The sequence below is a fragment of the Prescottella agglutinans genome, assembly GCF_004011865.1.
GTDB lineage: Bacteria > Actinomycetota > Actinomycetes > Mycobacteriales > Mycobacteriaceae > Prescottella > Prescottella agglutinans.
In genome coordinates this window covers 146,159-166,346 of record NZ_RKLP01000011.1, presented here as the reverse complement: position 1 = coordinate 166,346, position 20,188 = coordinate 146,159, and the positions used below count along the sequence as shown (strand labels likewise).

Sequence of the window (20,188 nt, the reverse complement as noted above, 5' to 3'; positions counted from 1 at the left end):
GTATCCGCCTCCCCGACCGGCGGTGCTGTGTCGTGCATCACATGAGGCGAACCATAGCCGTTGCGCGATCGTTGCAAACCTGTTTTCTGGTCACCCGTCCAAAAGAGATCGGACAAAAAAGACGAAGGCCCCGTTCCACGCGAGGCGAAGCGTGGAACGGGGCCTTCGAGCCCTGGTGGCGGGGAACGACGCTGGTCCCCGCCCGGATCAGCGCTGCGGCGCTGCGGTCGGCACGATCGGCGTGGGCAACGCCGTCGAGCCTTCGAGGAACTTGTCGACCGCGGCCGCGCACGAGCGGCCCTCGGCGATGGCCCACACGATCAGCGACTGACCGCGGCCCATGTCGCCGGCGACGAAGACGCCGTCGACGTTGGTGGCCCACTCCGACGAGCGGGCGACGTTGCCGCGCTCGTTGAGGTCGACGCCCAGATCGGTGAGCAGACCCGGCTTCTCGGGGCCGACGAAGCCCATCGCGAGGAACACGATGTCGGCCTCGAGCTCGAAGTCCGAGCCCTCCACCTTCTCGAAGCGGCCGTTCACCATCGTGACCTCGTGCGCCTTGAGCGCGGTCACCTTGCCGTCGCGACCGACGAACTCCTCGGTGTTGACCGAGAACACGCGCTCGCCACCCTCCTCGTGGGCGGACGACACGCGGTACATCAGCGGGTACGTCGGCCACGGGGTGGAGTCGGCACGCTCCTCCGGCGGGCGCGGCATGATCTCGAACTGGTGCACGCTCTCGGCGCCCTGGCGGTGGCTGGTGCCGAGGCAGTCGGCACCGGTGTCGCCGCCGCCGATGATGACGACCTTCTTGCCCTTCGCCGTGATGGTCGGCTCGGTCAGGTCGCCCAGCTGCACCCGGTTGGCGATCGGCAGGAACTCCATCGCCTGGTGGATGCCATCCAGCTCGCGGCCCGGGATCGGCAGGTCGCGCGCCTCGGTGGCACCGCCGGCGAGGACGACCGCGTCGAACTGCTCACGCAGCTGCTCGGCGGTGATGTCGACACCGACGTTGACGCCGGTGCGGAACACCGTGCCCTCCGCCTCCATCTGCGCCAGGCGGCGGTCGATGTGGCGCTTCTCCATCTTGAACTCGGGGATGCCATAGCGCAGCAGGCCGCCGATGCGGTCCTCGCGCTCGAACACCGTCACCGAGTGACCGGCGCGCGTGAGCTGCTGTGCGGCAGCCAGGCCCGCCGGGCCGGAGCCGACGACCGCGACCTTCTTGCCGGTGATGTGCGAGGCGCGCACCGGCTGGACCCAGCCCTCGTCGAAGGCGCGGTCGATGATCTCGACCTCGACCTGCTTGATGGTCACCGCGTCCTGGTTGATGCCGAGCACGCACGACGCCTCACACGGCGCCGGGCACAGCCGGCCGGTGAACTCCGGGAAGTTATTGGTCGCGTGCAGCCGGTCGATGCCCTCGCGCCACCGATCCTTGTGGATCAGGTCGTTCCACTCGGGAATCAGGTTTCCGAGCGGGCAACCGTTGTGGCAGAACGGGATACCGCAATCCATGCACCGGCTGGCCTGGGACTTGAGGGTGTCCGAGGAGAAATCCTCGTACACCTCCTTCCAGTCCATCAGGCGCAGCGGCACCGGGCGGCGGATGGGCAGCTCGCGCGACGTGTGCTTCAGGAAGCCGTTCGGATCACCCACGAGCTGCCTCCATGATTGCGTCGTCCACGTTCGTTCCGTTCTTCTTCGCGGTCTCGATAGCGACGAGGACCTTCTTGTAGTCGCGCGGCATGACCTTCGCGAAATGTGCCTTCTGGTGCGACCAGTCGGCGAGGATCCGAGCCGCAACCTCGGATCCGGTCTCGTCACGGTGGCGCTCGATGGCGCCGTGCAGCCACTCGAAGTCCTCGACGCTGAGATCCTCGAGATCGACCAACTCGGTGTTGAGGTTGGCCCCGAAATCACGGTCCGGGTTGAAGATGAACGCGACACCACCGGACATGCCGGCGCCGAAGTTGCGTCCGGTCTTGCCGAGGATGACCACCTTGCCGCCGGTCATGTACTCGCAACCGTGATCGCCCACACCCTCGACGACAGCGGTGGCGCCGGAGTTGCGGACTGCGAAACGCTCACCCACGATGCCGCGGATGAGAGCCTCACCCGTGGTGGCACCGAACAGGATCACGTTGCCGCCGATGATGTTCTCCTCGGGCACGAAGCCCTCCGCCGTCCGCAGCGGCGGGCGGACGACGATGCGTCCACCGGACAGCCCCTTGCCGACGAAGTCGTTGGCGTCGCCCTGCAGCCGCAGCGTCATGCCCTTGGGCACGAACGCGCCGAAGCTGTTGCCGGCCGAACCCGTGAACGTGATGTCGATCGTGTTGTCCGGCAAACCTTCCGCGCCGAAGGCCTTCGTCACCTCGTGGCCGAGCATGGTGCCGACCGTGCGGTTGACGTTGGTGATCTCCGACTCGAACGCGACGGCCTCGCCCCTGTCGAGGGCCGCACGCGCCTGCTCGATCAGCTGCTGGTCGAGTGCCTTCTCCAGGCCGTGCTCCTGCGTGCCCGAGCAGTACAGGTCCTGGTCCGCGAACGCGGACTCGACCTTGTGCAGGATCGGGGACAGGTCCAGCTTGGACGCCTTCCAGTGCTCGAGCGCCGCGGTGGTGTCGAGGACGTCGACCTGGCCGACGGCCTCCTGCAGGGTGCGGAAGCCCAGCTCGGCGAGCAGCTCACGCACCTCCTCCGCGATGAACATGAAGAAGTTCTCGACGAACTCGGGCTTGCCCGCGAAACGCTTGCGCAGCACCGGGTTCTGCGTCGCCACACCCACCGGGCAGGTGTCGAGGTGGCACACGCGCATCATGATGCAGCCCGAGACCACCAGCGGCGCGGTCGCGAAACCGAACTCCTCGCCACCGAGCAGCGTCGCGATCATGACGTCGCGGCCGGTCTTCATCTGGCCGTCGACCTGGACCACGATGCGGTCACGAAGACCGTTGAGCAGCAGCGTCTGCTGGGTCTCGGCCAGGCCGAGCTCCCACGGCGCACCCGCGTGCTTGAGCGACGTCAGCGGCGAGGCGCCGGTGCCACCGTCGTGACCCGAGATCAGGACGACGTCGGCGTGCGCCTTCGAGACACCCGCGGCGACGGTGCCGACACCGATCTCCGAGACCAGCTTCACGTGAATCCGCGCCTGCGGGTTCGCGTTCTTCAGGTCGTGGATCAGCTGGGCCAGATCCTCGATCGAGTAGATGTCGTGGTGCGGCGGCGGCGAGATGAGGCCGACGCCCGGGGTGGAGCCACGCACCTCGGCGACCCACGGGTACACCTTGTGCGGCGGCAGCTGGCCGCCCTCACCGGGCTTGGCGCCCTGCGCCATCTTGATCTGGATGTCGGTGCAGTTGCTCAGGTAGTGCGAGGTGACACCGAAGCGGCCCGACGCGACCTGCTTGATCGCCGAGCGACGCCAGTCGCCGTTCTCCTCGACCTCGAAACGCCGCGGATCCTCGCCGCCCTCACCGGAGTTCGACCGTGCACCGAGACGGTTCATCGCGATCGCGAGGGTCTCGTGCGCCTCCGCCGAGATGGAGCCGTAGCTCATCGCGCCGGTCGAGAACCGCTTGACGATCGACTCCGCTGATTCCACCTCGTCGATCGAGATGGGCTCGCGCAGACCGGTCTTGAACTTGAACAGGCCACGCAGCGACGCCAGTCGCTCCGACTGGTCGTCGACCAGCTTGGTGTACTCCTTGAAGACCTGGTACTGGCCGGTCTTGGTGGCGTGCTGGAGCTTGAACACCGTGTCCGGGTTGAACAGGTGGTACTCGCCCTCACGACGCCACTGGTACTCGCCGCCGACCTCGAGCTCGCGGTGCGCCCGCAGCTCCGGACGGTCCAGGTACGCATTGGCATGGCGCGCAGCGACATCCGCGGCGATCTCGTCCAGGCCGATGCCGTCAAGGTTCGAGTGCAGGCCGCTGAAGTACTCGTCGACGAGCCCCTGCGACAGGCCGATCACCTGGAACAGCTGGGCACCGGTGTACGACGCGAGCGTGGAGATGCCCATCTTCGACATCACCTTGAGCACACCCTTGCCGGCGGCCTTGATGTAGTTCGCGACGGCCTTGTCCAGGCTCAGACCCTGCAGCTGGTTGCTCTGCAGCAGCTCGTCGATGGTCTCGAACGCCATGTACGGGTTGACCGCCGCGGCACCGAAGCCGAGCAGCGCCGCCATGTGGTGGACCTCGCGGGCGTCACCGGACTCGACGATCAGACCGACCTTGGTGCGGGTCTTCTCGCGCACCAGGTGGTGGTGCACCGCGGAGGTGAGCAGCAGCGACGGGATCGGCGCGTACTTCTCGTTGGACTCGCGGTCGGACAGCACGATGATGCGGGCACCGCCGGCGATGGCCTCGGACACCTTGTCGCGCACCGTGTCCAGGGCCTTGCGCAGGCCCTCGCCGCCCTGCGCGACCGGGTACACACCGCGCACGACGACGCTGCGGAAGTGCGGGAACTTCGCGTTGTCGTTGAGGTGGATCAGCTTCGACAGGTCGTCGTTGTGCAGGATCGGCTGCGGCAGCGCGATCTGGCGGCACGACGCGGCCGACGGGTTCAGCAGGTCGGCCTCGGGGCCGATGGTGCCGCCCAGGCTCGTGACGATCTCCTCGCGGATGGCGTCGAGCGGCGGGTTGGTGACCTGCGCGAACAGCTGCTGGAAGTAGTCGAACAGCATCCGCGGACGGGCCGAGAGCACCGCGATCGGGGTGTCGGTGCCCATCGAGCCCAGCGCCTCGCCGCCGGTGAGCGCCATCGGCTTGACGAGGAGGTTCACCTCCTCGTTGGTGAAACCGAAGATCTGCTGGCGCAGCACGACCCGGTCGTGGGTCATGTACGTGTACTTGCTCTCCGGCAGGTCGTCGATCTGGACGAGGCCCTCGTCGATCCACTGCTGGTACGGGTGCTCCGCGGCGAGCTCCGACTTGATCTCGTCGTCCGAGATGATGCGGCCCTGCGCGGTGTCGACCAGGAACATGCGGCCCGGCTGCATGCGCATGCGGCGCACGATCTTCTCCGGGGCGATGTCGAGGACGCCGACCTCGGACGCCATGACGACCAGGCCGTCCTCGGTGACCCACACGCGCGACGGACGCAGGCCGTTGCGGTCGAGCACCGCGCCGACGACGGTGCCGTCGGTGAAGCACACCGACGCCGGGCCGTCCCACGGCTCCATGAGCGCCGAGTGGTACTCGTAGAACGCCTTGCGGGCCGGATCCATGCTCTCGTGACGCTCCCAGGCCTCCGGGATCATCATCAGCACGGCGTGCGGCAGGCTGCGGCCGCCGAGGTGCAGCAGCTCGAGCACCTCGTCGAACCGCGCGGTGTCCGAGGCGCCCGGGGTGCAGATCGGGAAGATCTTCTCGAGCGCACCCTCACCGAACACGTCGGACTTGATGAGCGCCTCGCGGGCCCGCATCCAGTTCTCGTTGCCGCTGACGGTGTTGATCTCGCCGTTGTGGGCGACGCGGCGGAACGGGTGCGCCAGCGGCCACGACGGGAACGTGTTGGTGGAGAAGCGCGAGTGGACCAGGCCCAGCGCGCTCTCGACCCGCTCGTCCTGCAGGTCCAGGTAGAAGCCCTTGAGCTGCGGGGTGGTGAGCATGCCCTTGTAGACGAAGGTCTGACCGGACAGGCTCGGGAAGTACACCGACTCGCGGCCCGGGCCGTCCTGGCCGGCACCGCCGTCGCCGAGCTCGTGCTCGACGCGCTTGCGGATGACGTACGCGCGGCGCTCGAGGTCCATGTCGGTCACCGTGTCACCGGCCGAGCCGATGAACACCTGACGGAACGTCGGCATCGCGGCCTGCGCCAGCGAACCGAGCGACGAGTCGTCGGTGGGGACCGCACGCCAGCCGAGGACCGTCAGGCCCTCCTCGGCGACGATCTTCTCGACACCCGCGGCGGCCGTGTCGGCGGCCTCCTCGCCCTGCGGCAGGAACGCGATGCCGGTGGCGTACGCGCCGGCGGCGGGCAGCTCGAAGTCGACCACGGCGCGCAGGAAGCGGTCCGGGACCTGGAGCAGGATGCCGGCGCCGTCACCGGTGTTGGGCTCGGAGCCCGCGGCACCGCGGTGCTCGAGGTTGACCAGCGCGGTGATCGCCTTCTCGACGATGTCGCGGCTGCGGCGACCGTGCATGTCGACGACGAACGCGACGCCACACGCGTCGTGCTCGTTTGCCGGGTGGTAGAGCCCCTGGGGCCCGGGAAGATGCTTCATACCTACTGCCTTCGTATGCGTAAATGCACCGACGACCAGCAGCGCTGATGGCCATACAACTGCAGAGCATGTACCGGCACGACATTGTGCGGCACCGACCGAGAATGGCTCCTCGTTGAGCCTCGGCACGGGACTGACGTCCGCCCCGGCGACGTTGCTCTGGGGCGTTTCAGACGGTCATGAGTCCACCGTGTTGAGAAAAGGTTAATTCACGCCCCTGGGAGAAACGCAAGCAAGGCTCCCCTCTCCACCCCGTGACCTGTGCGTTTGCTCCCGCCTCTTGGGGAAATGCAACGCACGTCACAGCCTAGAGCGAATGTTTCGTGGCCGATGCCCCGACGTATTGCGGCATCGACACGATCGTCCTACGACCGCGCGGCGGGCGCGTATCGCTGCGGTGTCGGGCCGGTTGCGGAGCTCGGATCGGACGCTGCCGGCTACGGACCGCGTTCAATCGCGATGACCGACACCGTGTCGCCGTCGTAGTCGGTGACGTAGGCGCGCGCCCCGTCGGGCGTGATCGCCACCCCGGACGGGCTGTCGCCGACGGGCACGGTGGCGACCACGGCACCGGTGGCGGTCTCGAGCACCGACACGGAATCGCCGCCGTAGTTGGTGACGTAGACGCGGGAACCGTCCGGCGTGACCGCCAGCCCGAACGGTTCGTCGCCCACCGGCACCGACGCCACCACCGCGTCGGTGTCCGTGCTGATCACCGACACCGTGTCGCTGTCCCAGTTCGCGACGTAGACACGCGAACCGTCCGGTGTGACATCCAACCCGAACGGCGCATCGCCGACCGGCACGGAGGCCACCACCGTGTTGATGAACGTGCTGATCACCGACACCGTGTCACTGCCCTCGTCGGCCACGTACACGCGGGAACCGTCCGGCGTGGCGGCGACCTCGGACGGCAGGCTGCCGACCGGGACGGTGGAGACGACGCCGTCGGTGGCGGTGTCGATCACCGACACGGTGCCGTCGTCGTAGTTGGACACGAACACACGGGCACCGTCCGGCGTCACCTCCACCCCCTCCGGACCGGCGCCGACCCGCACGGTGGCGACGACGGACTCCGAGGCGGTGTCGACGACCGACACCGTGCCGCTCTCGTAGTTGGCGACGTAGGCGCGCGCCCCGTCCGGGCCGAACGCCACCCCGGTCGGGAACCTGCCGACCGGAAACGTACCGGTGACGGCGTCGGTGACGGGGTCGACCAGCGCGACCGCGTCGTCGTAGGAATTGGTGACGTAGGCGCGGGCGCCGCCGGGGCCGAACGCCACCCCGGTCGGTCCCGTGCCGACCGGAAACGTGGCAGTGACCGTGTCCGCCTGCGCGACCGGGCCGGCGGACAGCGCCAGCCCGACCGCCGCGAAGGCCGCGGCGGCGACCCGCGCCCGCGGCGACCGGCGGACCGCGACCGGGCCCGGATCGCGTCGGCGACGCGGCGGCGCAGACAGGGAGGACGAGGAAGAGGAAGGCGAGATCATGCGTGTTCCCTTCTCCAGGCGCACAAATCGCCGATATCCGGCGACGCGCGCCGCTGGCCGGCCATGGCAACGCCGACACCGTCGGATGCCCGCGAGCGCCGCGCCGTAAACACCCGGCACGATCCGGAACCGATCGACCTGCGGGACACCGCTGCCGGGCCGAGTTCACGTTTCGCGTGAAACATCGGTAGAGCCCGGGATTCCGGTGCAAAAATAGCTACTGGCCGCAGCGAGTGGACAGCTGCGGCCAGTGCAGGACGAACATTAGCATCTGTTGGACGTTTGACTCACCGGGATCGGGAATCCTTGTCGGAGACCCTCATCCGGCGATACGAAAGCCCAGTTCAGACCTTCGCGGCGACGGGTTCGTCCACCTCCACGACCGTCGTCGCGGGCTTGCGTCCGGGGATCGCCGCTGCGATCGCGGCGGCAACCAGGGCGACACCGCAGCCGATCAGCAGACCCGTGCGGAACCCGGCCTCGGTCGGAATGGTGTGGCCGCCACCGATCCCGACACTCATCTGCGCAAGCACCACGCCGACGACGGCCGCGGCGACGGACGTGCCGACCGACCGCATCAGGGTGTTGAAGCTGTTGGCCGAACCCGTCTCCGACGGCGGCACCGCACTCATGATCAGTGCAGGCATGGCGCCGTACGCGAAGCCGGTGCCGGCGCCGCAGATCGCGACCACCAGCATCAGGCCCCAGGCCGAGCCCATCAGCACCATCGACGAGCCGTAACCGAGCGCGACGATCAGGGCACCCACCAGCAGCGTGACCTTGGGGCCGCGCGCGGCGGACAGCTTCGCCCCGAGCGGCGAGATCGCCATCATCACGAAGCCGCCGGGGGCCATCCACAGACCCATCGCGAGCATCGACTGGCCCAAGCCGTAGCCGGTGGCCTCGGGCAGCTGCAGGAGCTGCGGAACGATCAGCGACTGCGCGTACATCGAGAAGCCCACGACGATCGAGGCGGCATTGGTGAGCAGCACCTGCCGGCGCGCGGTCACCCGCAGGTCGACCAGCGGGTCGGCGGTGCGCAGCTCCCACCACCCCCACGCGAGCAGCACGATCACCGCGGCCGCGAACAGGCCGAGGATCGATGCGCTCCCCCAGCCCCAGACGGCACCCTTCGAGACGGCCAGCAGCAGCGACACCAGTCCCACGCCGAGACCGATCGCGCCGACGAAGTCGAACCGGCCACCCGCCGCGAGCGGAGGCGTCGCCGGGATGAGCCGCCAGATCAGCACGCCGATCAGCACGCTGAGCACCGCGCAGCCCCAGAACAGCGCCCGCCAGCTGGTGTTCTGGATGACCAACGCCGCGAGCGGCAGACCCAGCGCACCACCGATGCCCATCGTCGCGCTCATCAGGGCGATCGACGAGCCCAGCTTCTGCGGCGGCACCAGTTCGCGCAGAGCGCTGATGCCCAGCGGCACCATGCCCACGCCCAGACCCTGCAGGCCGCGACCCACGATCATCGGCACGAGCGACGTCGCGAGGGCGCAGGTCACGGATCCGAGTGCCAGCGGCACCGCGCAGAACAGCAACATACGCCGCTTGCCCAGCAGATCGCCGAGGCGTCCGGTGACCGGCGTCGCGACCGAACCGACCAGCAGCGTGATGGTGATGACCCACGACGCGTTGGACGCCGTCGTGTCGAGGATCTGCGGCAGGTCGCCGATCAGCGGCACCACCAGGGTTTGCATGAGTGCCGCCACGATGCCGGCGGCCGCCAGCACGGTGACGACGCCGTTCGAACGGTCGGTGGACGCGGGACTCTCCACGCGTGGCCCTCCTCAATCAGTAGATTGCATGATGCAAATCGGTTGCAGAGTACAACTTGATTGCAAGATGCAACAAGATGCGTCACACCCGGCGCCCACAAGGGGCGTTTGTCCGTTTCCGGCGGGCACAATGAGGGGTGCGTCGGACACCTGAGCGTCGGGCGCGGTTCGCGAGAGGACGGGAATGGACAAGCCCACGCACTTGATCGAGTTCGAGACGATGATTCTCGGCCGGCACCTGCGCCTCAACAGCCCGCGACCACGCCGCAGCAACGGCCACCTCGACACCAGCGCATACATCCTGCTCAGCCGCCTGAGCATGGAAGGGCCCATGTCCATCGGACAGCTCAGCGACGCCCTCGGCCTCGACACCTCGACGCTGCACCGCCAGACCACCGCCATCCTGGGCGCCGGATTCGTCGAACGTATCGCCGACCCCGACGGCGGCATGGCACGCAAGTACCGCATCACCCCCGAGGGGCAGTGTCGCCTCGATGCCGAACGCGCCGGGAGCATCGACGCCCTCGACCGGGTGCTGGAGGGCTGGGAACCGGACGACGTCGCCGCCTTCGCCGCCTACCTGGAGCGGTTCAACACCGACATCGAGCGACTCGACGGGCGGCCGTGGCCGCGGACGTGACCGGACGACGGGGCGGGGACCCCGGAACACGGTTCCCCCGAAACGACAGAGGCCGCGAGTTCCGAAGAACTCGCGGCCTCTGTCTGTTGTGGGCGAAGGGGGACTTGAACCCCCACGTCCCGAAGGACACTGGCACCTGAAGCCAGCGCGTCTGCCATTCCGCCACTCGCCCGAGCGACGTGGAAAACACTAGCATGCACTCTGCGGAAACGACGATTCGTGCAGGTAGAGGCCGAAAAATGCGCCTCAGGAACGCCGCCGAACCCCCGCCGCGAGGGGGTCCAGATATCATGCAGAAGCAGCGGCAGCGAGTATTGCGGCCGCGACACGCAGATTGACCGAGAACAGACAACAGCTAGGTTCATGCCGTGGGGATCGTTCAACGTTTCGAGCGCAAGCTTCAGGGGGCTGTCGGTGACGCCTTCGCGCGCGTCTTCGGCGGGGGCGTCGTACCTCAGGAAGTGGAATCCGCGCTGCAGCAGGAGGCGGCCGACCGCGTCCAGCAACTGGACGGCGGCCACTACCTGGCGCCCAACAGTTACGTGATCACGATCAACGAGTCGGATCACGAGAAGCTGTCCTCGGATCACGAGTTGACCGTGAAATCTTTTGCCCGACACCTCGAGGGATACATCCGCGAACAGGGGTGGCAGACGTACGGTGACATCGAAGTCCGATTCGAGCCGTCCCCGACACTGCACACCGGGCAATTCCGCACGACGGGATCGGTCGATCCGGACGCGCGCCGCGGCAACGCCGGCGGAGCCGGACCCGGTCCCCGCGCGGGACGTGCCCCCGTACCCGTTTCACCGAACCCAGGAGCAGGCCCCATGACGCAGAACCCCGGCTACGAGCCCGGCCGCGACCCCCAGGATCGCCGCCAGGAACACGATCAGGCGCGCAATGGCAACGCACACCCGGGTCACGATCAGGCGCAGGGCTACCAGCAGGACTACCCGCAGGGCTACACCGAGCGCTACGACCGCGGATACGGCGCCCCCCAGCAGGGTGGCTACCCGCAGGACGCGGGCTACCCGCAGCAGGGCGGCTACCAGCAGGGCTACGACCAGCAGCAGTACGACGCACAGCAGCCGTACCCGGGCCAGTACCCCGGCTACAACCAGGACTACAACCAGTCCGGGTACGACCAGGGCTACCAGGGTGGCTACGACCAGCAGGGTGGCTACGACCAGCAGGGCGGCTACGACCAGCAGGGCGGCTACGACCAGGGCTACGCCCAGCAGGGATACGCCGACTACGACTACCAGCAGGGCGGCTACGACCAGGCCGGGTACAACCAGGCGTACGGCCAGCAGGGCGGCTACGACCAGGGCTACCAGGCCGGGTACGCGCCCGAGGCAGGTCGCACGCTCACGGTGACGCTGCAGCTCGAGGACGGCAGCGGTCGCTTCTACCAGTTGCGCGAGGGCAACAACATCGTCGGACGCGGTCAGGACGCCCAGTTCCGGCTGCCCGACACCGGCGTCTCGCGCCGCCACTTCGACGTCCGCTGGGACGGTCAGGTCGCGATGCTCGCCGATCTCGGGTCCACCAACGGCACCACCGTGAACGGCGCGCAGGTCCAGGACTGGCAGCTGGCCGACGGTGATGTGATTCGCGCCGGACACTCCGAGATCCTGGTGCGCATCCTCTGACCACTGCAGACGTCCTCCGCCGACACAGGGGACCGCGTGTCGGGACACCGGGCGCGGTGCTGGATCATGATCGCTGTCGGCGGCTTCCACATATGATGCAGCCAGCTGAGAATGCCCCGGTTGCGCACCCGCGTGGCCGTGCTCCCGAAGGAGGTGTCGAGCAGTGCAGGGACTGATACTCCAACTGACGCGAGCTGGCTTCCTGCTGCTGCTCTGGCTCTTCGTGTGGGCGGTGATCCGGGCCCTCCGCAACGACGTCTACGCGGGCGCGGGCGGCGGACGTGTCACGTCGCGGTACACACGGCGCCCGTCGGTGCTGCCGGCACTCAGCAAGCAGAAGGTCGCCAAGCACTTGGTCGTGACGCAGGGCGCGCTTGCCGGCACCCGCATCACGCTGGGCACCCAACCGGTGCTCATCGGTCGTGCCGACGACTCGACGCTCGTGCTCACCGACGACTACGCGTCGACCCGGCACGCACGCCTGTCCCCGCGCGGCACCGACTGGTACGTCGAAGACCTCGGCTCGACCAACGGCACCTACCTGGACCGGGCCAAGGTCACCACGGCGGTCCGTGTCCCGCTCGGCACCCCGGTGCGCGTCGGCAAGACAGTGATCGAGCTACGCCCGTGACCCTTGTTCTGCGCTACGCGGCCCGCAGCGACCGCGGACTGGTCCGCGCCAACAACGAAGACTCCGTGTACGCGGGTGCACGTCTGCTCGCGCTCGCCGACGGGATGGGCGGCCATGCGGCCGGCGAGGTCGCGTCGCAGCTGATGATCGCCGCGCTCGCGCACCTCGACGACGACGAGCCGGGCGAGGACCTGCTCGGCAAGCTCGACGCCGCCACCCGCGAGGGCAACGCCACCATCGCGGACCACGTCGAGGAGGATCCCGAACTCGAGGGCATGGGCACCACGCTCACCGCGATCCTGTTCGCGGGCAGCAAACTGGGCCTGGTCCACATCGGCGACTCGCGTGCCTACCTGCTGCGCGACGACCAGCTCACCCAGATCACCCGCGACGACACGTTCGTGCAGTCCCTCGTCGACGAGGGCCGGATCACCGCCGAGCAGGCCCACACGCACCCGCAGCGGTCGCTGATCATGCGGGCGCTCACCGGCAGCGAGGTCGAGCCGACGCTGATCATGCGCGAGGCGCGGGCCGGCGACCGCTACCTGCTGTGCTCCGACGGCCTGTCCGACGTGGTCAGCGACGAGACGATCGCGAACACCATGCGCGAGGGCACGCACGACGAGTGCGCCGACCGGCTCATCGAACTGGCGCTGCGCAGCGGCGGACCCGACAACGTCACGGTCATCGTCGCCGACGTCATCGACCTCGACTACGGCCAGAGCCACCCGATCGTCGGTGGCGCCGCCTCCGACGAGGAGGAGGACACGCCGCCGCCGAACACCGCGGCGGGCCGGGCCGCGGCGATGCGGCCGCCGCGCGCGACCCCGAAGCGGGTGACCCCGGTCCCCGAGGAGCCCCCGAAGAAGTCCCACAAGCTGCGCTGGACGCTGATCGTGCTCGGGTTGGTCGTGCTGGTCGCCGGCGGGCTGGTCGTGGGCCGCTCGATGATCCGCAACTACTACTACGTCGGCGCGTCCGACGATCAGGTCACGGTGCTGCGCGGCGTCCCCGGGTCGGTCCTCGGCGTCTCGCTGCAGGACAGTGCGCTCGTCGGCTGCATCACCGACAGCGACGTGCTGACGATCGTGGACCCGAACACGCTGCCGAGCGACTGCCGCGTGCTGAAGGTCGACGACCTGCAGCCGTCGGCGCGCGAGCAGGTGCGTGCCGGTCTGCCGTCGGGTTCGCAGGACGAGGCGATCGAGCAGATGCGGCGACTGGCCGCGAACGACCTGTTGCCGCTGTGCACGCCGGAACCGACGCCCGCCCCGACGCCGACGCCCGCTCCGGCGCCCGTGCCCGCCCCGGCCCCGGCCCCGGCCCCGGCGCCGACTCCGCCGCCCGGTCCGGCCCCGGCGCCCGCACCGACCACGGCGGCTCCGCCCCCGGCCACCCCTACTCCGGCGCCGATCGAGCAGATCCCGGGCCAGAACTGCAGGGCCGCTAGCTGATGTCATCCACGTCCGACGCTCCCTTCCCCAGCCCACCGAGCGGCTTCGCCGCCGCACCCGTCCAGTCGAACCGCAGGAACACCGAACTGGTCCTGCTGTGCTGCGCGATTGCGATCACGACGATGTCGCTGGTGCTGGTCGAGGCGAGCCAGGAGCAGACCCTCACGTGGGATCTCGCGAAGTACGGGATCGCCTACGCGGTGATGTTCCTGGTCGCGCACCTCGCGGTGCGACGCTTCGCGCCGTACGCGGACCCGCTGCTGCTGCCGATCGTGGCCCTGCTCAACGGGCTCGGGCTGGTCCTGATCCACCGTCTCGACCTCGCCGACGCCGACAGCGCGATCCACCAGGGTCTGCCGGTCCCCTCCCCCGACGCCACCCAGCAGGTGTTGTGGACGGCGCTCGCGCTCGCCGGGTTCGTCACCGTGCTCGTGCTGCTGCGCGACTACCGACTGCTCGCGCGGTACGGGTACACGGTGGGGCTCGCGGGACTGGTGCTCCTGGCGATCCCGGCGCTGCTGCCCTCCCGGTTCTCCGAGGTCAACGGCGCCAAGATCTGGATCAAGCTACCCGGGTTCAGCATCCAGCCGGGCGAGTTCGCGAAGATCCTGTTGATCATCTTCTTCGCCGCGGTCCTGGTCGCCAAGCGCGACCTGTTCACCACCGCCGGCCGGCACTTCTTCGGTATGGACCTCCCCCGCGCGCGCGACCTCGGTCCGATCCTGGTGGCGTGGATCGTCTCGGTCGCCATCATGGTGTTCGAGAAGGACCTGGGCACGTCGCTGCTGATCTTCGGCACCGTGCTGGTGATGCTGTACATCGCGACGGAGCGGGTCGGGTGGCTGCTGATCGGTGGTGCGCTGCTGATCGTCGGGTTCTTCTTCGCGTACCAGATGTTCGGCCACGTCCGGGTGCGCGTGGACACGTGGATCGACCCGCTCGGCGACTACCAGAACACCGGCTACCAGATCTCGCAGTCACTGTTCGGACTCGCGACCGGCGGCATCGCCGGCACCGGGCTCGGTAGCGGCCGCCCGTCGCAGGTGCCGTTCGCCAAGACCGACTTCATCATCGCCGCGATCGGCGAGGAGTTGGGTCTGGTCGGTCTGGCGGCCATCCTCATGCTGTTCCTCGTCTTCGTGGTGCGTGGGCTGCGCACCGCGCTCGCGGTGCGCGACAGCTTCGGCAAGCTGCTCGCCGCGGGTCTGTCGTTCACGATCGCGATCCAGCTGTTCGTGGTCGTCGGCGGTGTGACGAAGCTGATTCCCCTCACGGGTCTCACCACTCCGTTCATGTCGTACGGTGGATCGTCGTTGCTCGCGAACTACCTGCTACTGGCACTGCTGATGAAGATTTCCGACGCCGCCCGCACTCCCGCGGCGCCCGTGAAGAAGGGGCCGGCTCCCATCGCGGACGCTCCGACGGAAATGCTGGAGCGCCAATGAACACACCGCTTCGCCGCGTCGCGCTGGCCGTCATGGTGATGGTCGTCGCGCTGCTCGCCAACGCCACCTACGTGCAGGTCATCAAGGCCGACGACCTGCGCAACGATCCGCGCAACTCGCGGGTGCTGCTCGACGAGTACTCGCGGCAGCGCGGCCAGATCTCCGCGGGCGGGCAGGTGCTCGCGGCGTCGGTCCCCACCGACGACCGCTACAAGTACCTGCGCGTGTACCCGCCGAACCCGGCGTCGCCGTCGAGCCCGCTCGCGAACGCTCCGGTCACCGGCTTCTACTCGATGCAGTACGGCAGCGCCGGCCTGGAGAAGGCCGAGGACCCGGTGCTCAACGGCTCGGACAACCGCCTGTTCAGCAACCGTTTCTTCGACCTGGTGTCGGGTCGCGATCCGCGCGGCGGCAACGTCATCAGCACGATCGATCCGGTGATGCAGCAGGTCGCGTACGACGAGCTGACCGCGAAGGGCTACACGGGGTCGGTGGTCGCGATCGAGCCGAGCACCGGCAACATCCTGGCGATGGCCAGCACCCCCAGTTACGACCCGAACCGCCTCTCGGGCCACGACGGCGCCGAGACCGCGGCGGCGTGGGACGAACTGAACGCCGACCCGGACAAGCCGATGCTCAACCGCGCGGTGTCCGCGACCTACCCGCCCGGTTCGACGTTCAAGGTGGTCGTGACCGCGGCGGCGCTGGAGAACGGCGCGAACCCGGACGAGCAGCTGACCGCGGCACCGAACATCACGCTGCCCGGCACCTCGACGACACTCGAGAACTACAACGGCACCAACTGCGGCGGCGGGCCGACGGCGTCGCTGCGGGAGGCGTTCGCGCGCTCGTGCAACACGGCGTTCGTCGAGTTGGGCATCAAGACCGGGTCGGACGCGCTCGCCGAGCAGGCCAAGGCGTTCGGCATCGGACCCAACACGCCCGGCATCCCGATCCCGGTGGCCGACAGCACGATCGGCCCCATCCCGGACGACGCGGCGCTCGGCCAGTCCAGCATCGGCCAGCGCGACGTCGCGCTGACGCCGCTGCAGAACGCGGAGATCGCCGCGACCATCGCCAACGGCGGCATGCGCATGGAATCGCACCTGGTGTCGCAGCTGCAGAGCCCGGACCTGTCGAACCTGGCGACCACGTCACCGAAGTCGGTCGGCCGCGCGGTGTCCCCCGAGGTGGCCGCGACGCTGACCCAGCTGATGATCGGGTCGGAGAACAACACCGCCGGCGGCAACAAGATCCCGGGGGTCCAGATCGCGTCCAAGACGGGCACCGCCGAGCACGGCAACGACCCGCGCAACACCCCGCCGCACGCCTGGTACATCGGGTTCGCACCGGCGCAGAATCCGACCGTCGCGATCGCGGTCATCGTCGAGGACGGCGGCGACCGGGCGCTCGCCGCGACCGGCGGGTCGGTCGCGGCCCCGATCGGGCGAGCGGTCATCGCAGCGGGATTGCAGAGGGGATGAGGGGATGTCGTTGACCAACGGATCGGTGATCGGCGGCCGTTATCGCCTGCAGCGGCTGATCGCCACCGGCGGCATGGGCCAGGTGTGGGAGGCGACCGACAGCCGCCTCGACCGCCGGGTCGCCGTGAAGGTCCTCAAGGCCGAGTTCTCGTCGGATCCGGAGTTCCTCGAGCGGTTCCGCATCGAGGCCCGCACCACCGCGCAGCTCAACCATCCGGGCATCGCCGGCGTGTACGACTACGGCGAGACCCGCGACGAGGCCGGCGCCAACCTCGCCTACCTGGTGATGGAACTGGTGTCGGGTGAACCGCTCAACGCGGTGCTCGCCCGCGTGGGCCGGCTGTCGATTCCGCATGCCCTGGACATGCTCGAACAGACCGGGCGGGCGCTGCAGGCCGCGCATTCGGCCGGTGTCGTGCACCGCGACGTCAAGCCGGGCAACATCCTCATCACCCCGACCGGGCAGGTGAAGATCACCGACTTCGGCATCGCGAAGGCGGTCGACGCCTCCCCGGTCACCCGCACCGGGATGGTGATGGGCACCGCGCAGTACATCGCGCCGGAGCAGGCGCTCGGCCAGGAGGCGACCGCCGCGAGCGACGTGTACTCGCTCGGCGTCGTCGGCTACGAGGCGCTGTCGGGTCGGCGCCCGTTCGGCGGCGGCGGCACGCTCACGGTCGCGATGAAGCACGTGCAGGAACCGCCGGAGCCGATGCCGGCCGACCTGCCGGCCCCGATCCGTGAGCTGATCGACATCACGCTGACGAAGGACCCCGCCGGCCGCTACGAGAACGGCGGCGAGTTCGCCGACGCCGTCGCCGCGGTCCGCGCGGGGCACCGGCCGCCCCCACCGGGCCGGGTGCCGACGGCGGCGACGCTCGTGGTCCCGCCTGTCGTGGCCGCCGCACCGACTGCGATGATGCCCACGCAGCAGCGCAACTACGCCGGTGACACCGGCCAGGTTGCGGCGCCGCAGGGCGACGGCGACAGTGGTTCCGGCTGGACCAGCGGCCAGAAGGCGCTCGCGTGGGCCGGTGGCGGCCTGCTCGCGCTCGCCGCGATCGTCACGTTCGGCATGCTGCTCTTCGGGGGCGGAGACGATCGACCGTCCGCACCGGCGGCCACGTCGACGACGCGGACACCGGCGACGACGACCACCCGCACGACGACCACCACGCCGCCGCGGACCACGACGACGACCACCCAGCCGGAGACCACGACGACGACCACCACGCCGCCGCCGACAACCACGACGACGACCACCACGCCGCCGCCGACAACCACGACGACCACGACGCCGCCGCGGACCACGACGACGACAACCGAGCCCGAGACCACGACCACCACGACAACGGCCACCACAACCACGGCCACGCAAGGACTGCCATGACGACGCCGCGCAATCTCTCCTCCCGGTACGAGCTGGGTGAGATTCTCGGGTTCGGCGGGATGTCCGAGGTGCACCTCGGACGCGACCTCCGACTCAGCCGCGACGTCGCGATCAAGGTGCTGCGCGCCGATCTGGCCCGCGACCCCACGTTCTACCTGCGGTTCCGCCGCGAGGCGCAGAACGCGGCCGCGCTGAACCACCCGGCGATCGTCGCGGTGTACGACACCGGCGAGGCCGAGACGGACGCCGGTCCGCTGCCGTACATCGTCATGGAGTACGTCGACGGCGACACGCTGCGCGACATCCTCCGCGCCGAGGGGCCGATGGCTCCGCGGCGGGCGATGGAGGTCATCGCCGACGTGTGTGCGGCGCTGGACTTCAGTCACCGCAACGGCATCGTGCACCGGGACATGAAGCCCGCCAACATCATGATCAACCGCGCGGGCGCGGTGAAGGTGATGGATTTCGGTATCGCGCGCGCGATGGCCGACGGTCAGAGCACGATGACGCAGACGGCCGCCGTGATCGGCACCGCGCAGTACCTGTCGCCGGAGCAGGCCCGCGGTGACCAGGTGGACGCCCGCTCGGACGTCTACTCGCTCGGGTGTGTGCTGTACGAACTGCTCACCGGTGAGCCCCCGTTCAAGGGCGATTCCCCGGTGGCGGTCGCCTACCAGCACGTGCGGGAGGACCCGAAGACGCCGTCGCTGGTCAATCCGGCGGTGCCGCGCGCACTGGATTCGGTGATCCTCAAGGCGATGAGCAAGAATCCGGCCAACCGCTACCAGAGCGCCGCCGAGATGCGCAGCGATCTGGTGCGGGTGCTCGGCGGGCAGCGTCCCAGCGCGCCGATGGTGATGACCGCCGAGGACCGCACCACGATCCTCGGTGCGGTCGACGGCGGCACCAGCACCAGTTCCGGCTACCAGGCGGAGCCGGCACGCACGGCGACGGCGACGGCCGCACCGACGGTGATCCCGCCGGCGGATCCGCCGAAGAAGAAGAACACCACCCGCAACGTGCTGATCGCCGTCGCGGCGCTGGTCGTCGTCGGCATCATCGGCGCGTTCGCGGCGTCGCTGCTGTCCACGCCGGAGAAGGTGCCGGTGCCGAACGTCGCGGGCCGCAGCGTCCAGGAAGCCGAGACGATGCTGCGCAACGCGAAGCTCGACTCGACGATCCAGACCCGGCCCGACCCGGTGGTGGCGAACGGCAACGTCATCGGCACCAACCCGGCGGCCGGCACCTCGGTGGACGAGAACAGCACCGTCACGCTGCAGGTGTCGTCGGGCCCCGAGCAGGTGCAGGTGCCCAAGCTCTCCGGCTTGTCGCAGGAGGACGCGGAGAAGGCGCTGGCCGCGGCCGGTCTGCGGATGGACTCCGACGTCGGCCGCGCGGCCTCGGATTCGGAGCAGATCGACATGGTCGTCGGCCAGGAGCCGTCGGCAGGCGCGAAGATCAACCTCGATTCCACCGTGGCGATCACGCTGGGTTCGGGTCCCGAGCAGGTGCGGGTGCCGAACGTCATCGGCCAGTCGATCGACGTCGCGCAGCCGAACATCGAGGGTGCCGGATTCAAGGTCCAGGTCGAGAAGATCGACTCCGGCAAGCCCGAGGGCGAGGTGATCTCGACCTCGCCGTCCGGTGGCTCGAGCGCGGCGAAGGGCGACACGATCCGCATCCAGGTGTCGAACGGCAAGCTGTTCACGATGCCCGACCTGACCGAGATGTCGGTGTCGCAGGCCGTCGAGACGCTGCGCAAGGCCGGCTGGACGGGCTCGTCGAACCAGCTGTCGCAGATCAAGCAGCCGACGCTCGACAAGGATCTGGTGGGCAAGGTCGTCGGTCAGCAGCAGACGCCGGGCACCGAGGTCGCGAAGAACGCGGCGCTGACGGTCGCCGTCGGCGAGCTGGGGATTCCCCGGTAGCAGTCGGTAGAAACGGCTGTGCGGTCCCTCGCCGGGGACCGCACAG

General features: G+C 69.0%; 12 protein-coding genes and 1 tRNA gene. 8 read left to right on the top strand and 5 right to left on the bottom strand.

Annotation, left to right across the window (positions count from 1 at the left end):
- Positions 1-207: 207 nt before the first annotated feature.
- The 4 genes from EGT67_RS20245 to EGT67_RS20230 all read right to left on the bottom strand — a co-directional run bounded on the left by EGT67_RS20245 (position 208) and on the right by EGT67_RS20230 (position 9,515).
- Positions 208-1,659, bottom strand: coding sequence for a glutamate synthase subunit beta (locus EGT67_RS20245; protein ID WP_127917888.1), 1,452 nt, complete (start codon positions 1,657-1,659; stop codon positions 208-210).
- A complete protein-coding gene (gene gltB, locus EGT67_RS20240) occupies positions 1,652-6,238 on the bottom strand; it encodes a glutamate synthase large subunit (RefSeq protein WP_127917887.1) in 4,587 nt (1,528 codons plus the stop codon). Before gltB ends, EGT67_RS20245 begins: the two co-directional genes overlap by 8 nt.
- Before the next feature lie 437 nt (positions 6,239-6,675).
- Positions 6,676-7,728 carry a beta-propeller fold lactonase family protein gene (locus EGT67_RS20235; RefSeq protein ID WP_127917886.1) on the bottom strand — a complete coding sequence of 351 codons (1,053 nt, stop codon included), beginning with the start codon at positions 7,726-7,728 and terminating at the stop codon, positions 6,676-6,678.
- Between the two features lie 344 nt (positions 7,729-8,072).
- On the bottom strand, positions 8,073-9,515 hold the full coding sequence (locus EGT67_RS20230) for an MFS transporter (protein ID WP_127917885.1): 1,443 nt from the start codon (positions 9,513-9,515) through the stop codon (positions 8,073-8,075).
- A 184-nt stretch (positions 9,516-9,699) separates the two neighbouring features.
- Between EGT67_RS20230 and EGT67_RS20225 the strand changes: the two genes are divergently transcribed.
- On the top strand, positions 9,700-10,155 hold the full coding sequence (locus EGT67_RS20225; RefSeq protein WP_127917884.1) for a MarR family winged helix-turn-helix transcriptional regulator: 456 nt from the start codon (positions 9,700-9,702) through the stop codon (positions 10,153-10,155).
- A gap of 89 nt (positions 10,156-10,244) precedes the next feature.
- On the opposite strand, the gene EGT67_RS20220 is transcribed toward EGT67_RS20225, so the two are convergent.
- Positions 10,245-10,327 (bottom strand) — tRNA-Leu (locus tag EGT67_RS20220).
- 196 nt (positions 10,328-10,523) lie between these two features.
- Between EGT67_RS20220 and EGT67_RS20215 the strand changes: the two genes are divergently transcribed.
- The 7 genes from EGT67_RS20215 to pknB all read left to right on the top strand — a co-directional run bounded on the left by EGT67_RS20215 (position 10,524) and on the right by pknB (position 20,142).
- Positions 10,524-11,810: a DUF3662 and FHA domain-containing protein gene (locus tag EGT67_RS20215; RefSeq protein WP_127917883.1), complete on the top strand. Its 1,287-nt coding sequence runs from the start codon at positions 10,524-10,526 to the stop codon at positions 11,808-11,810.
- A gap of 163 nt (positions 11,811-11,973) precedes the next feature.
- On the top strand, positions 11,974-12,441 hold the full coding sequence (locus EGT67_RS20210; protein ID WP_127917882.1) for an FHA domain-containing protein FhaB/FipA: 468 nt from the start codon (positions 11,974-11,976) through the stop codon (positions 12,439-12,441).
- Entirely contained in the window at positions 12,438-13,895 is a 1,458-nt protein-coding gene (locus EGT67_RS20205; protein WP_127917881.1) for a protein phosphatase 2C domain-containing protein, read from the top strand. Before EGT67_RS20210 ends, EGT67_RS20205 begins: the two co-directional genes overlap by 4 nt.
- Positions 13,895-15,340: an FtsW/RodA/SpoVE family cell cycle protein gene (locus EGT67_RS20200; RefSeq protein ID WP_127917880.1), complete on the top strand. Its 1,446-nt coding sequence runs from the start codon at positions 13,895-13,897 to the stop codon at positions 15,338-15,340. Before EGT67_RS20205 ends, EGT67_RS20200 begins: the two co-directional genes overlap by 1 nt.
- Complete coding sequence (locus EGT67_RS20195) at positions 15,337-16,824, top strand: peptidoglycan D,D-transpeptidase FtsI family protein (RefSeq protein WP_127917879.1); 1,488 nt, start codon at positions 15,337-15,339, stop codon at positions 16,822-16,824. The genes EGT67_RS20200 and EGT67_RS20195 overlap by 4 nt, the downstream gene beginning before the upstream one ends.
- A 4-nt stretch (positions 16,825-16,828) precedes the next feature.
- A complete protein-coding gene (locus tag EGT67_RS20190; protein WP_127917878.1) occupies positions 16,829-18,214 on the top strand; it encodes a serine/threonine-protein kinase in 1,386 nt (461 codons plus the stop codon).
- A complete protein-coding gene (gene pknB / locus EGT67_RS20185) occupies positions 18,211-20,142 on the top strand; it encodes a Stk1 family PASTA domain-containing Ser/Thr kinase (RefSeq protein WP_127917877.1) in 1,932 nt (643 codons plus the stop codon). Before EGT67_RS20190 ends, pknB begins: the two co-directional genes overlap by 4 nt.
- Positions 20,143-20,188: the final 46 nt, after the last annotated feature.

Excerpts from the sequence above, each read along its gene's own strand:
- gltB (WP_127917887.1), bottom strand. The coding sequence starts at position 6,238 with ATGAAGCATCTTCCCGGGCCCCAGGGGCTCTACCACCCGGCAAACGAG.
- EGT67_RS20235 (WP_127917886.1), bottom strand. The coding sequence starts at position 7,728 with ATGATCTCGCCTTCCTCTTCCTCGTCCTCCCTGTCTGCGCCGCCGCGT.
- EGT67_RS20225 (WP_127917884.1), top strand. The coding sequence starts at position 9,700 with ATGGACAAGCCCACGCACTTGATCGAGTTCGAGACGATGATTCTCGGC.
- EGT67_RS20200 (WP_127917880.1), top strand. The coding sequence starts at position 13,895 with ATGTCATCCACGTCCGACGCTCCCTTCCCCAGCCCACCGAGCGGCTTC.
- EGT67_RS20195 (WP_127917879.1), top strand. The coding sequence starts at position 15,337 with ATGAACACACCGCTTCGCCGCGTCGCGCTGGCCGTCATGGTGATGGTC.
- EGT67_RS20190 (WP_127917878.1), top strand. The coding sequence starts at position 16,829 with ATGTCGTTGACCAACGGATCGGTGATCGGCGGCCGTTATCGCCTGCAG.
- pknB (WP_127917877.1), top strand. The coding sequence starts at position 18,211 with ATGACGACGCCGCGCAATCTCTCCTCCCGGTACGAGCTGGGTGAGATT.